At 71.1% G+C, this 13,580-nt stretch carries 12 protein-coding genes; 9 read left to right on the plus strand and 3 right to left on the minus strand.

Annotation, left to right across the window (positions count from 1 at the left end; genetic code table 11):
* Positions 1 to 22: 22 nt before the first annotated feature.
* The 5 genes from AB0B50_RS41885 (at position 23) to abc-f (ending at position 6,234) form a co-directional block, all read left to right on the plus strand.
* Positions 23 to 1,045 carry a LacI family DNA-binding transcriptional regulator gene (locus tag AB0B50_RS41885; protein ID WP_362342431.1) on the plus strand — a complete coding sequence of 341 codons (1,023 nt, stop codon included), beginning with the start codon at positions 23 to 25 and terminating at the stop codon, positions 1,043 to 1,045.
* Between the two features lie 112 nt (positions 1,046 to 1,157).
* Positions 1,158 to 2,186 (plus strand): trypsin-like peptidase domain-containing protein, encoded by a 1,029-nt coding sequence (locus tag AB0B50_RS41890; RefSeq protein WP_362342434.1) that lies wholly within the window; start codon positions 1,158 to 1,160, stop codon positions 2,184 to 2,186.
* A gap of 123 nt (positions 2,187 to 2,309) precedes the next feature.
* Complete coding sequence (locus AB0B50_RS41895; protein WP_362342437.1) at positions 2,310 to 3,047, plus strand: response regulator transcription factor; 738 nt, start codon at positions 2,310 to 2,312, stop codon at positions 3,045 to 3,047.
* Positions 3,044 to 4,471 (plus strand): HAMP domain-containing sensor histidine kinase, encoded by a 1,428-nt coding sequence (locus AB0B50_RS41900; protein WP_362342440.1) that lies wholly within the window; start codon positions 3,044 to 3,046, stop codon positions 4,469 to 4,471. The genes AB0B50_RS41895 and AB0B50_RS41900 overlap by 4 nt, the downstream gene beginning before the upstream one ends.
* 125 nt (positions 4,472 to 4,596) lie before the next feature.
* A complete protein-coding gene (abc-f, locus tag AB0B50_RS41905; protein WP_362342443.1) occupies positions 4,597 to 6,234 on the plus strand; it encodes a ribosomal protection-like ABC-F family protein in 1,638 nt (545 codons plus the stop codon).
* Here abc-f and AB0B50_RS41910 read toward each other — a convergent pair.
* Positions 6,231 to 7,469 carry a DUF2993 domain-containing protein gene (locus AB0B50_RS41910; protein ID WP_362342446.1) on the minus strand — a complete coding sequence of 413 codons (1,239 nt, stop codon included), beginning with the start codon at positions 7,467 to 7,469 and terminating at the stop codon, positions 6,231 to 6,233. The two genes, abc-f and AB0B50_RS41910, sit on opposite strands and share 4 nt — an antisense overlap.
* A 101-nt stretch (positions 7,470 to 7,570) precedes the next feature.
* Positions 7,571 to 9,403: a bifunctional metallophosphatase/5'-nucleotidase gene (locus AB0B50_RS41915; RefSeq protein ID WP_362342449.1), complete on the minus strand. Its 1,833-nt coding sequence runs from the start codon at positions 9,401 to 9,403 to the stop codon at positions 7,571 to 7,573.
* A gap of 149 nt (positions 9,404 to 9,552) precedes the next feature.
* On the opposite strand from AB0B50_RS41915, the gene mshD reads away from it, so the two are divergent.
* On the plus strand, positions 9,553 to 10,482 hold the full coding sequence (gene mshD / locus AB0B50_RS41920; RefSeq protein WP_362342452.1) for a mycothiol synthase: 930 nt from the start codon (positions 9,553 to 9,555) through the stop codon (positions 10,480 to 10,482).
* 105 nt (positions 10,483 to 10,587) lie between these two features.
* On the opposite strand, the gene AB0B50_RS41925 is transcribed toward mshD, so the two are convergent.
* Entirely contained in the window at positions 10,588 to 10,977 is a 390-nt protein-coding gene (locus AB0B50_RS41925; protein WP_362342455.1) for a hypothetical protein, read from the minus strand.
* 194 nt (positions 10,978 to 11,171) lie between these two features.
* Between AB0B50_RS41925 and AB0B50_RS41930 the strand changes: the two genes are divergently transcribed.
* The 3 genes from AB0B50_RS41930 to AB0B50_RS41940 are packed head-to-tail and all read left to right on the plus strand — an operon-like array spanning position 11,172 to position 13,452.
* Complete coding sequence (locus AB0B50_RS41930; protein ID WP_362342457.1) at positions 11,172 to 11,588, plus strand: GntR family transcriptional regulator; 417 nt, start codon at positions 11,172 to 11,174, stop codon at positions 11,586 to 11,588.
* Positions 11,585 to 12,487 carry an ABC transporter ATP-binding protein gene (locus tag AB0B50_RS41935; protein ID WP_362342460.1) on the plus strand — a complete coding sequence of 301 codons (903 nt, stop codon included), beginning with the start codon at positions 11,585 to 11,587 and terminating at the stop codon, positions 12,485 to 12,487. The genes AB0B50_RS41930 and AB0B50_RS41935 overlap by 4 nt, the downstream gene beginning before the upstream one ends.
* Positions 12,484 to 13,452 (plus strand): ABC transporter permease, encoded by a 969-nt coding sequence (locus AB0B50_RS41940; protein WP_362342463.1) that lies wholly within the window; start codon positions 12,484 to 12,486, stop codon positions 13,450 to 13,452. The genes AB0B50_RS41935 and AB0B50_RS41940 overlap by 4 nt, the downstream gene beginning before the upstream one ends.
* Positions 13,453 to 13,580: the final 128 nt, after the last annotated feature.

The raw sequence follows: 13,580 nt of genomic DNA on the forward strand, positions 1-13,580 counted from the left end.
TCCATCCGCGTAGACTCCGCGCGTGGCCAAGGTGACTCGGGATGACGTGGCAAGACTTGCGGGTACTTCGACCGCGGTCGTCAGTTACGTCATCAACAACGGACCCAGGCCGGTCGCCCCGGCCACGCGCGAGCGGGTACTCGCCGCGATCAAGGAGCTGGGCTACCGGCCCGACCGTGTTGCCCAGGCCATGGCCTCGCGGCGCACGGACCTCATAGGCATGATCGTGCCGGACGCACGCCAGCCCTTCTTCGCGGAGATGACCCACGCCGTCGAACAGGCCGCGTCCGAGCGCGGAAAGATGGTCCTCGTCGGCAACTCCGACTACGTGGAGGAGCGCGAGACGCACTATCTGCGCGCCTTCCTCGGCATGCGGGTCTCCGGCCTCATCCTCGTCAGCCACGGCCTGACCGACCAGGCCGCCGCCGAGATCGACGCGTGGGACGCGCGCGTGGTGCTCCTGCACGAGCGGCCCGAGGCCATCGACGACGTCGCGGTCGTCACGGACGACGTCGGCGGCGCGCAGCTCGCGACCCGCCACCTCCTGGAGCACGGCCACGAGTACGTCGCCTGTGTCGGCGGCACGGCCGAGACCCCGACCGTCGGCGACCCCGTCTCCGATCACGTCGAGGGCTGGCGGCGCGCGATGCGGGAGGCCGGGCTGTCCACGGAGGGGCGGCTCTTCGAAGCCCCGTACAACCGCTACGACGCCTACCAGGTGGGCCTCGACCTGCTCGCGCGGCCCGACCGGCCCACCGCGATCTTCTGCTCCACGGACGACCAGGCCATCGGCGTGCTCCGGGCCGCGCGCGAGCTGCGCATCGACGTGCCGGGCGAGCTGGCCGTCGCCGGCTTCGACGACGTCAAGGAGGCGGGCCTCACGGACCCGCCGCTGACCACCGTCGCCTCCGACCGGCCCGCGATGGCCCGCGCCGCGGTCGATCTCGTCCTGGACGACGGGCTGCGGGTCGCCGGGTCCCGGCGCGAGCGGCTGAAGCTGTTCCCGTCGCGCCTTGTCGTACGGCAGTCCTGCGGCTGCCGGTAGCGCCCTCCGCGACAGCGCCCCGACCTGGCTTTATATCGGGCATACGCACTTCTGCCGGGCTTCTCAGGACGTACTCAGCCGACTCTCATGTACGGCGGAGAGTCTCGATGACATGACCGAGACCTTCCGCCCCAGCGGCGAGTACCACCAGCAGCAGTCGTCAGCGCCTGTGCACCACGGCGGTACGCAGGGAGGCTACGCGCACGGCGCGTACCCGCCCCCGCCCGCCTTCGCGCCGGAGGAACCTCAGGCACCCGCCCCGCGGCGCCGCCGGGCCAAGGGCCCCGTGGCCCTGCTCGCCGCCGTCGCCATCGCGGCGGCCGCGGTCGGCGGCGGCACCGCGTACGCCGTGCAGACGCTGACCGACCGGGACAGCGGCACCACCGCCACCAGCACGGACGTCGTGCCGACCAGCAAGAAGGGCACCGTCGCCGGGGTCGCCGAGGCGGTCAGCCCCAGCATCGTCGAGATCAGCGCCACCACCGGGCAGGGCAAGTCCACGGGCTCCGGTGTGATCACCAAGAGCGACGGCGAGATCATCACCAACAACCACGTCATCGCGGGCGCCTCGTCGATCAAGGTGCAGACGAACGACGGCAAGACCTACGACGCCGAGGTCGTCGGCACCGACAGCAAGAAGGACCTCGCGCTCCTCCAGCTGAAGGACGCCTCCGGGCTCAAGGCCGCCACCCTCGGCAACTCCGACAACATCAAGGTCGGCGACGAGGTGGTCGCCATCGGCTCCCCCGAGGGCCTGACCGGCACCGTCACCAGCGGCATCATCTCCGCGCTCGACCGGGACGTCACCGTCTCCACGGGCGACGGCCAGGAGCAGCCGCAGAACCCGCAGGGCGGCTGGCCGTTCGAGTTCGACGGGCGGCAGTTCAACGGCGACACCGGGTCATCGAAGACCACGTACAAGGCGCTGCAGACCGACGCCTCGCTGAACCCCGGCAACTCCGGCGGCGCCCTCATCGACATGAACGGCAACATCATCGGCATCAACTCCGCGATGTACTCGCCCAGTTCGTCGCAGGCCGGTGCCGACTCCGGGTCCGGCAGCGTCGGCCTCGGCTTCGCCATCCCGATCGACACCGTCAAGGACGACCTCGGCAAGCTGCGGTCGGGTTCGAAGACGTGACCTTCGTCAACCGCGCCCGGCACGTCCTCGCCGTCACCGTCGGCCGGGGCTCCCCGGCCGCCCCCGCGTGCGAGGCTGATACCGGCCCCGTTCCGCCCCCTGACCCGAGGAAGTCCGAAGCCCATGAGCCCCGCCGAAGGCGACCGCACCGGTGACCGCGAGCAGCTGCGCATCCTGATCGTGGACGACGAACCCGCCGTGCGGGAGGCGCTGCAACGCAGCCTCGCCTTCGAGGGGTACGGCACCGAGGTCGCGGTCGACGGCGCCGACGCGCTGGAGAAGGCCGCCGCGTACCACCCCGACCTCGTCGTCCTCGACATCCAGATGCCCCGCATGGACGGCCTCACCGCCGCGCGCAGGCTCCGCGCCACCGGATCGACCACGCCGATCCTGATGCTGACCGCGCGCGACACCGTCGGCGACCGCGTCACGGGACTCGACGCGGGCGCCGACGACTACCTGGTCAAGCCCTTCGAGCTGGACGAGCTCTTCGCCCGCATCCGCGCGCTGCTGCGCCGCAGTTCGTACGCGGCGGCGGCCGGGCAGGCCGAGGAGGGCGACGTCCTCTCCTTCGCCGACCTGCGGATGGACCTCGCGACGCGCGAGGTGACGCGGGGGCCGCGCACGGTCGAGCTGACCCGCACCGAGTTCACCCTCCTCGAGATGTTCCTCGCGCATCCGCGCCAGGTCCTCACCCGCGAGCAGATCCTCAAGGCGGTCTGGGGCTTCGACTTCGAGCCGTCCTCCAACTCCCTCGACGTCTACGTGATGTACCTGCGCCGCAAGACGGAGGCGGGCGGCGAACCGCGGCTCGTGCACACGGTGCGGGGCGTGGGGTACGTGCTGCGGGGCGGCGAGTGAACAGGGTGGTGCGGCGTTATCGTGCGCTGCCGTTGCGCTCGCGCTTGGCGTTGCTGGTCACGGTGGCCGTCGGGTTCGCGGTGGCCGCGAGCGCGGTGGCGTGCTGGTTCGTCGTACGGAACGTGTTGATCAGTTCGCTGGACGACGCGTTGAGCGAGGCCAAGGTGTCCCCGGCCAAGGTGTCCGCCTTCATCGAACCGGACGGACAGTGCGCGCAGACGATCATCAGGGGCGGCGCCGACAACCCCGACATCTTCAAGTCGACCGTTCAGGTCGTCGACGCGAGCGGCGGGCACTGCGTCATCGTCGGAAAGCAGTCCCTCGAGGTCGTGTCGGCCGACACGGACGTCGCGCGGGGCAACGCCACGCACGCGTTCCACAACGCCACTGCGTCCAACGGCGACAAGTACCGCGTCCTGACGTACCCGCTGGACGGCCGCCCCGGCCTCGCGATCTCCCTGGCCCGCCCCCTCAACGAGGTCGACGACACCCTCAACAACCTCGCCATCGTCCTCTCCGTCGTCGCCGGCATCGGCGTCCTCGGTGCCGGTGCCGCCGGGCTCTGGGTGGCCCGCACCGGGCTCAGGCCCGTGGACCAGCTCACCGAGGCCGTCGAACACGTCGCCCGTACGGAGGACTTGAACCTGCGCATCCCCGTGGACGGCGACGACGAGATCGCCCGGCTCTCGGAGTCCTTCAACTCCATGACCGCCTCGCTGGCCTCGTCCCGCGACCTCCAGCAGCAGCTGATCGCCGACGCGGGCCACGAGCTGCGCACGCCGCTCACCTCCCTGCGCACGAACATCGAGCTCCTTGCCCGCAGCGAGGACACCGGCCGCGCCATCCCGCCCGACGACCGCAGGGCGCTGCTCGCCTCGGTCAAGGCGCAGATGACCGAACTGGCCGCGCTGATCGGCGACTTGCAGGAGCTGTCACGCCCCGACGCGGGCCAGGGCAGCGGCAAGGTGCAGGTGATCGCCCTGCACGACGTCGTGGACACGGCCCTGGAGCGGGCCAGGCTGCGCGGCCCGGAGCTGACGTTCACCGCGGACCTCTCGCCCTGGTACGTCCGCGCGGAACCGGCCGCCCTGGAGCGCGCCGTGGTCAACATCCTCGACAACGCGGTGAAGTTCGGGCCGTCCGGCTCCGCCATCGAGGTCGCCCTCAAGGACGGCGAGCTGACGGTGCGCGACCACGGGCCCGGCATCCCCGCCGAGGATCTCCCGCACGTCTTCGACCGGTTCTGGCGCTCGCCCTCCGCGCGGAGCCTGCCGGGCTCCGGGCTCGGCCTGTCGATCGTGGCCCGCACGGTGCGGCAGTCGGGCGGCGAGGTGGCGCTGGGGGCGGCCGACGGCGGCGGCACGGTGGCGACGGTGCGGCTGCCGGGGGCGGCGACTCCGCCGCCGGAGACTCCGCTTTCCTGAGGGGCCCGCGAACAAACGAGACGGTACGTCTTGCGTGCCGCTCCACCATGAGGTACGTTCATTTCAACGAGACGAACCGTCTCGCCTCGCAGGACCGCCCATGCCGTCGACCGAAGAGGACGTACTTGTACCCAGTCACCGCCACCACCGCAGCCGCCACCCCCGCCGCCACCGCCGTCTCCCAGCTCGCCCTCACCGACGTCACCAAGCGCTACGAGGACCGCGTCGTCCTCGACCGCGTCTCCCTCGCCGTCCGCCCCGGCGAGAAGGTGGGCGTCATCGGGGACAACGGCTCCGGGAAGTCCACCCTGCTGCGGATCGTCGCCGGAGCGGAGCCGCCGGACAACGGCACGCTCACCGTCGCCGCCCCCGGCGGCATCGGGCACCTCGCCCAGACCCTCGACCTGCCGGACACGGCGACGGTCGGCGACGCGATCGACACGGCCCTCGCCGAACTGCGGTCCCTGGCCCGGCGGATCGGGGTCGCCGAGTCGTCACTGGAGGGCGCGGACGAAGCGGCGTACGAGCAATACGCCGCTCTGGTCGCCGAGTTCGACGCGCGCGGCGGGCACGACGCCGACCGCCGCGTCGAGGTCGCCCTGCGCCACCTCGGCGAGCACGCGCCGCTGGACCGCGCACGGCCGCTGGCCACGCTCTCCGGCGGGCAGCGCTCCCGCCTGATGCTCGCGGGGACCCTCGCCTCCTCGCCCGAGCTGCTGCTCCTGGACGAGCCGACGAACGACCTCGACGACGAGGCCGTGCGCTGGCTGGAGGACCACCTGCGCGCGCACCGCGGCACCGTGCTCGCGGTCACCCACGACCGCGCGTTCCTCGACCGCGTCACGACGACGATCCTGGAGGTGGACGGTGACACACGTTCCGTACGTCGCTACGGCAACGGCTACGCCGGCTATCTGACCGCCAAGGCTGCCGAACGGGCCCGCCACGAGCGGGAGTACGAGGAGTGGCGCGCCGAGGTGGCCAGGCACTCCGCGCTGGCCGATGCCAACATCGGGCTGCTCTCCGCGATCCCCCGCAAGGCACCGGCCGCGTTCAGCGGTGCGGGCGCCTTCCGCGCGAGGTCACGGGCGCACGGCGCGATGGGCCGGATCCGCAACGCGCGGGAGCGGCTGCAGCGCCTCACCGAGAACCCCGTCGCCCCGCCCCCACGGCCCCTGCGCTTCACCGCGCGGGTCGAGGGCGAGGCCGCGGGCGCGGTGGAACTGACCGACGTGCGCGTGCCGGGGCGTCTCGCGGTCGAGGGGACGTTGCGGATCGGCGCGGGCGAGCGGCTGCTGGTCACCGGGCCGAACGGCGCGGGCAAGTCGACGCTGCTGCGGCTGCTCGCCGGTGAACTGGCCGCGGAGAGCGGTGAGATGCGGCGCCCCGCGCGGGTCGGCTTCCTGCGGCAGGACAACTCCCTGTGGCAGGAGGGGTGTTCGGTGCTCTCCTTCTACGGAGAGGAGCGGGTCGAGGAGCTCCTCGCCCTCGGGCTCTTCCGCGAGGCGGACCTCCGACTGCCGGTGCGCTCCCTGTCCGTGGGCCAGCGGCGCCGCCTCGAACTGGCCCTGCTGGTCTCGCGCCCGCTCGACCTGCTGCTCCTCGACGAGCCGACGAACCACCTCTCCCCCGCCCTCGTGGAGGACCTGGAGGCGGCTCTGGCCCACTACGAGGGCACGCTGGTGGTCGTCAGCCACGACCGGCGGCTGCGGGCGGGCTTCCGGGGCGCACACCTGGCCCTGGAAGAGGGCCGTCCCGTCTAGCGGCCGAAGCCGATCCCCGACCCCGCGAGCCGCACCCGGATGCCCTCCTTCTCCACCGTCACGTCCCGCAGCGCCACCGTCCCGGCCCCCGGCAGCTTCGGCAGCTGGAAGGCGAGGGTCAGGCGGTCGGCGAGGACGGGGCGGGTGAGCTGGGAGAGGCCCTTGAGGAGGGCGGGGTCGAGGCCGAGCTTCTTGAGCAGCCAGGGGTGGCCCATCGCGACGTCGATGAGGTTGAGGCCCATCACGTCGTTCACGAAGCGCGGCGAGCCGGTGAGTTCGTTGAGCTTGGCGTCGCTCTCCAGGGCGCCGCGGACCACGGACTCGGGGATGCCGAGCCGCTCGACGATCGCCGGCACGGAAAGGAGTGCCTTCGCCTTGGCGGTCTCCTTGGCCACGCGGTCGGCGGAGCTCTTCGACAGGTGCAGCCCTTCCGACTTCCGCGCCCCCGGGCGGTAGGTCGCCAGATCGCCGAGCTGCAGGCTCATGCCGCCGATGTCGGTGGAGATGCCGCGGTCGCCGTTGCGCTGGATGCGGGCGTCGGCGCGCACCTTCAGGTCGTGGCCCGCGACGGGCAGCGTGCCGCGCGCGAGGACCTGGTCGCGGCCGTGTCCGGTGAACGTGACCTGGGACGCGCCCAGTTCGCGGTTGAGGTCCTCGAAGGAGAGCAGCACCTCGCCGTCCATCCCGCCGATGGTGGCGCCCTTGATGGAGGTGGGCCCGTCGCCCTCGATCGTGACGTCCGTGGCGGTCGCGGAGACCTTGGCGAGCGAGACACGGTCGGCCGCGACGTCAGGGACGGTCACCTTCACCTTGTCCAGGCGCTTGTCGAGGACCTGGGTGAGGAAGGGGAACCCCTCGATGTCGACCTCGGGTGCCGCGCTCAGGTTCATCTGGTCCTTGAGCTTGTCCGCGGCCTCGTGCTCGGCGTACAGGAGCGCCCAGCGGTCGCCGAGGGCGAGGAAGGCGGTGGCGACGAGGACGGCGACGACGGCTTTCGCGGCGAGCGGCAGGCCCGCGAAGCGGTTGCGGCGGCGGCTGCCGCGGCGGTGGTTGGGCGGCGTCCAAGGGGCCTCGCCCGGGTCCTCGTCCTTCTCCTCGTGGAGGAACTCCTCCAGCGGATTGGGTGCGAGCTCGCCGAGCTCTTCGTACGGATTGGTGTACTTGGGCTGGTCGTCGCGGTCGTCGTCAATAGGCGCATCCGGAGGATGCGTGGCTATGCGGTGGGGGGAACGCATCGAGCGATCTCACCATACGTTCACACCCCACCCCAAGCCTTACTCCCGGTAAGCACCGCTTTCGGCCACTTACTTAACGCATCGCTTACTCAACGCATCGTCTACTTCACGATCGTGATGCGGTCCGCCTTCGGCGGCGCAATCGGCTTGTCCGCCGAGGAGTTGGCGGTCAGGTAGTCGTTGAACGCCTTCAGGTCGTCGCTGCCGACGAGCGGCTTCGTGCCCTTTCCGAGCTCGGGGAAGCCGTCGCCGCCGCCCGCGAGGAAGGAGTTCATCGCGACGCGGTAGGTGGCCGCCGGGTCGATCGCCTTGCCGTTCAGCTTGATGGAGTCGGCGACGACACGGTCCGCGCCCGTCTTGGTCATGTCCAGCGTGTACGTCAGACCGTCCGAGATCTGCAGGATCTTCGGCGAGGCCTCGTTCGGACCGCTGACCTGCTGCTTCAGACCGGTGACGAGCTGCGCTCCGGTCAGGTCGACGAGGTTGACCGTGTTGCTGAAGGGCTGCACGGTGAACGCCTCGCCGTAGGTGACCACGCCGTCGCCCTCGCCGCCGCTCGCCTTGTACACGATGTCGGAGCGGATGCCGCCGGGGTTCATCAGGGCCAGATCGGCTTCCGGGTCGAGGGACTTGGCGTGCGCGAGCTGCGCGTCCGCGACGAGGTCGCCGAGCGGGGACTCGGGGACACCGGCGCCGCGCCCCGGGATGTCCGCGGAGATGTAGCCGACGGGCTTGTTGGCGACGGGCGCGGCCAGCTTGTCCCAGCGCGAGATGAGCGAGGTCATGTCGGGCGCCTTGGCCTGCTCGCGGCTGACGACGTGGTTCGCGGACTTCACGCTGGTGCGCACGATGTCCTTGGTCCTGCGGTCGTACGTGAGCGTGGTGTCCGTGTAGAGCTTCCCGTAGGAGGACGCCGAGGTCACCATGCGCGGCTTGCCCGCCGGGTCCGGGATCGTGCAGACGTACGCGTTGTGGGTGTGGCCGGTGACGAGCGCGTCGACCTTCGGCGTGATGCCCTTGGCGATGGCGGTGATCGGCCCCGAGATGCCGTCGCCCGCGCCCGGGGAGTCGCAGTCGTAGTTGTACGTCTGGCTCTTCGGCACGCCGCCCTCGTGGATGAGCGTGACGATCGACTTCACGCCCTGCTCGTCGAGGATCTTCGCGTACTTGTTGACGGTCTCGATCTCGTCGTGGAACTTCAGGCCCTTGACGCCGTCGGCGGAGACGATGTCCGGGGTGCCTTCGAGCGTGACGCCGATGAAGCCGATCTTCACGCCCTTGTGCTTCCACACCCAGTAGGGCTTGAGGACGGGCTTGCCGGTCTTCTCGTCGGTGACGTTCGCGGCGAGGTACGGATAGTCCGCGCCCTTGAACTTCTTGCCCTTGCCGCTCTTGTCCTTCTCGAAGCAGCCGTCCTTGGGGTGGCAGCCGCCGTTCTGGATGCGGGCCAGTTCCTTGGCGCCCTCGTCGAACTCGTGGTTGCCGACGCTGGTGACGTCCAGGTCGAGCTTGTTCATCGCCTCGACGGTGGGCTCGTCGTGGAAGAGGCCGGAGAGCAGCGGGCTGGCGCCGATGAGGTCGCCCGCGGCGGCCGTGACGCTGTAGGGGTGGGCCTTGCGGGCGGTGCGCAGGGACGTGGCGAGGTACTCGACGCCGCCGGCGTCGATCTTCTTCTCCGTGCCGTCGGCCTGCTTCTCCGTGACCTGACCCGAGGAACCCGCGGGCGGCTGCAGATTGCCGTGGAAGTCGTTGAAGGACAGCAACTGCACGTCCACCGTGCGCTTCTTGCCGCCCTTGCCCGCGGCCGCGTGGTCCTGCCCGGCACTGGCGGGCAGCGCGGCGACGAGGGCGCCGACGGTGGCGAGCCCGGCCGCCACGGCGAGGACGCGGGTGGTTCGGCGCCTGGGCCTTTGTTGCTTCTGTACGGCGGACAAGTGTTCCCCCGGGGGTGGTGTGAGACGACTGGGGCCGTCGGGCAGCCTAAGTTCAACGCGCGTAGCGCAATAGAGGGTTGCCGGTTACATCCTGGTTGCCGTTGGGCGGACGAGGCGGGAAGCGAAGCAGAGCCCGTACTCTCGATCCCATGACTGACGACCAGCCCGCTCCCGCTCCCCTTCGGAAGATCGAGACCCTCGCCGCGCTCACCCCGGCGCAGGCCGACGCCGTACTCGGACTGCTCGCCGAGGCCGCCCGCTCGGACGGCCGGCAGGCGGTCTCCGAGCAGGGCAGGCTGCAGCTGAAGGGCGGCGCGCGGGAGGGGGTGCGGCACCTGCTCCTGAGCGTCGACGACCATCTCGTCGGGTATGCGCAGCTGGAGGACACCGACCCGGTGGAGGCACCCGCGGCCGAGCTCGTCGTGCACCCCGCGCACCGCGGCCGCGGGCACGGCAGGGCGCTGGGCACGGCGCTCCTCGGCGAGTCGGGCCGCCGCCTGCGGGTGTGGGCGCACGGCGGGCACTCCTCCGCACGGCACCTCGCGCAGGTGCTCGGCCTCGCCCTCTTCCGTGAACTGCGCCAGATGCGGCGCCCGTTGGCGGACCTGGACCTGCCCGAGCCGACGCTGCCCGAGGGTGTTTCCGTACGTGCCTTCGTCCCCGGGCAGGACGACGCGGCGTGGCTCGCGGTGAACGCCGAGGCCTTCGCGCACCACCCCGAGCAGGGCTCCCTCACCCAGCGCGACCTGGACGACCGCAAGGCGGAGCCGTGGTTCGACCCGGCGGGCTTCTTCCTCGCCGAGCGCGAGAGCGACGGCGAGCTGGTCGGCTTCCACTGGACGAAGGTGCACGAGCAGGAGCGGCTCGGCGAGGTGTACGTGGTCGGCGTGCGCCCCGGCGCCCAGGGCGGCGGCCTCGGCAAGGCCCTGACCACGATCGGCCTGCGCCACCTCGCGCGGGCGGGCCTGCCGACCGCGATGCTGTACGTGGACGCGGACAACAAGGCGGCCATGAGTGTCTACGAACGCCTCGGCTTCGTCACCCACGAGACGGACCTGATGTACCGCACGGAGTCCTGACGTACCGCACGGAGTCCTGATGTACCGCACGGAGTCCTGACGTACCGCACAGATTCGTGACGTACCGCGCGGAGTCCCGAGCGGGGCGGCTCCGGGTGTGGTGACCTACTTGGCCGCGACCTCGGTCAGGCACATGGAGAACTGCACCCGGCCCCGCCGCGTCTGCTCGTAGCGGGACTGACCGGGCTCGCACTCGGTCTCGTGCATGCTCGCGACCTTGTACTCGGCCTTGGCGTCACCGCAGTCGATGACCTCCATGTCGGGGCTGCCCTCGGACCCCTTGTTCTGGACGCAGTCACCGACCTGGGCGGAGGCGGGCTGCTTGGCCGTCTCGCTGTCGGGTCCCGTGGTGTTGCCGCGGCTCGTGTACATCCAGACACCGGCGATGACCGCCGCGATGACCAGGACCGCCACCTTCATCAGGGGCGAGAGGCCGTTGAAGGCCCCGCCGCCACCGCCCTGCGGCAGGTTCGGCCGACGGCGCTGCTGAGACATGGACAAGGCAAGTCCCCCGTATTTCGTACGTGTTCACGTCAATGCTGAGCGGCAGAGATTACAAGATCGCCGAGTCCTCCCCGAAACCGGTTCCGGCCGCTCCTCGAAACCCCCCACACAACTCCCCCTTGACTGCACACCCACCCTTGCACCACCCTTTCACTACTCAATTAGTGAAAGGGTGGTGCAAGGCGATGGTCGAGTACCGCATCGACCGGCGCAGCGGCGTCGCCACCTATCTCCAGATCGTCCAGCAGACCCGACAGGCCCTGCGCCTCGGCCTGTTGGAGCCCGGCGACAAGCTGCCCACGGCCCGCGAGGTCGTCGAGGCCACGGCCATCAACCCGAACACGGTGCTGAAGGCCTACCGCGAGCTGGAGCGCGAAGGCCTGGTCGAGGCCCGCCGCGGCCTCGGCACGTTCGTCCGCCGGACGCTCGGCGGCGCACCGGCCGACTCGCCGCTGCGGGGGGAGCTCGTCGAGTGGGCCACGCGGGCCCGGCAGGCGGGGCTGGAGAAGGACGACGTGGCGGCGCTGTTCACGGCCGTACTGGAAGAGCAGTTCACCGAGTTGCAGATCCATGAGCAAGGTTCCAGGGGGGACTTGGCATGACCGACACCGCCATAGAGGCGACCGCACTGACCAAACGCTTCGGGCGGGACCGCTACGCCCTGCGCGACTGCGCGTTCCGCCTGCCCACCGGGCGCGTCTGCGCCGTCGTCGGCCCGAACGGCGCGGGCAAGTCGACCCTGCTCGCCCTCGCGGCCGGCCTCGACCGGCCCACTTCGGGCAGGCTCACCGTCCTCGGCGTCAGCCCCGCAGAGGCCCGTACCCGTGTCGCGTACGTCGCCCAGGACAAGCCGCTCCATCCGCAGCTGACCATCGCGGAGACCCTGCGGCTCGGGGCCGAACTCAACGCGGGAATCTGGGACATGGGGGCGGCCGAGCGGGTCGCGAGCGGCGGCGGGCTCGAGCCGAACGCCCGCATCCGTACGCTCTCCGGCGGCCAGCGCACCCGTGTCGCGCTCGCCCTCGCGCTCGGCAAGCGGGCCGAACTCCTGCTCCTGGACGAGCCGATGGCCGACCTCGACCCGCTCGCCAGGCACCAGCTCATGGGCACGCTGATGGCGGAGGCCGCCGAGCACGGCACGACGGTGGTCATGTCCTCGCACATCGTGAGCGAACTGGCGGACGCCTGCGACCACTTGCTCCTCGTGTCGGAGGGCGGCATCCGGCTCGGGGGCGGGATCGACGACCTCGTCGCCGCGCACGCCCTGGTGACCGCCAGGCGGCCCCTCGCCGACCTGGCCGTGCACACGGTCGTGGAGTCTCGCGCCACGGGCCGCGGCCTGACCGCCCTGATCCGCACCGAAGTCCCGGTCGGCGAGGGCTGGGAGGTCCAGGAACCCTCCCTGGAGGAGCTGTTGCTGGCCCATCTCCGCTCACCCGACGTACCGGCGCTCCTGACGCCGGGCTCGACGGCCCGCCCCGCGAAGGGAGTGACGGCATGAGCCTGCCCACCCTGCACGGTCCCCGCTGGGCGGAACTCCGCCTGCACCGCACCGCCCTGCTGACCGGCGGCGCCCTCGTCGTCGTGGCACTGGCCTACACCGGCTGGCTGCGCTGGGCCGCCGACGCCTACCCCGAACCGAAGGGCGCCTGCTCCTCCCACGGCACCTGCGAAACGTTCCTCGGCTTCACCAGCGCACGCGACCTGCTCAACATCAGCATGTCGAACGGTGCCGTGGCCCTGCTCCTTGTGCCCCTGCTCATCGGCGTCTTCGTCGCGGGCCCGATGATCGGGCGCGAGATGGAGTCCGGGGTGTACAAGCTCTCCTGGACCCAGTCGGTCTCCCCCACACGCTGGCTGGCCACGAAGGTGACCACGGCCGCCGCGTTCGCCGTGGGCGGCACGCTCGCCCTCATGGCGGTCTTCCAGCTCGGCGCCTCCGAGATGGTCGGCACTCACTGGAACCTCCACTGGGCCGACCGCGGCGTCTACGAGACGACCGGTCCCGCCCTCGTCGCGTACGCCCTTCTCGCCGTGGCCGTCGGCACGCTCGCCGGACTCCTCGTACGCCGGACGCTGCTCGCCATGGCCGCCACCGGCGTCGTCACCGGGCTCGTGCTGCTCGTGCTCAGCAGCACGCGCTGGCACCTGGTGCCCACGCTCACGCGCAGCCGGCCCGCGACCGCGGACTCGCCCTGGGGCACCATGTGGCCGATGGACTCCTTCGTCATGGACCAGGGCGTCGCCAACGCCGCGGGCGACCGCTTCTACCCGGGCCAGTGCCTCCCCGAGCCGATCTCCGGCTACTCCTGCCCCACCGACACCAAGGTCGTCAGTGCGTACGCGGACTTCCACCCCCGATCCCACTTCTGGTACGTCCAGTTGATCGAGACCGGGATCGTGCTGGCCCTCGCGGCCGCGGCGACGTACGCCGCCTTCCGCCTCTTGCGCCGCCGCGTGGCCTGAACCGTACGATCGGCCTGAACCCTGCGATCGGCCGGAGGCTCCCCGCTGTAGACGCCCGGGAGCCTCCGTCCGATGTCCCGCACGTCATGTCGCCGTAACCGGTGATTCAGACAGCCTTGCGAAGCTCG

The organism is Streptomyces sp. NPDC041068 (assembly GCF_040647455.1).
In the GTDB taxonomy this organism is placed as follows: domain Bacteria; phylum Actinomycetota; class Actinomycetes; order Streptomycetales; family Streptomycetaceae; genus Streptomyces.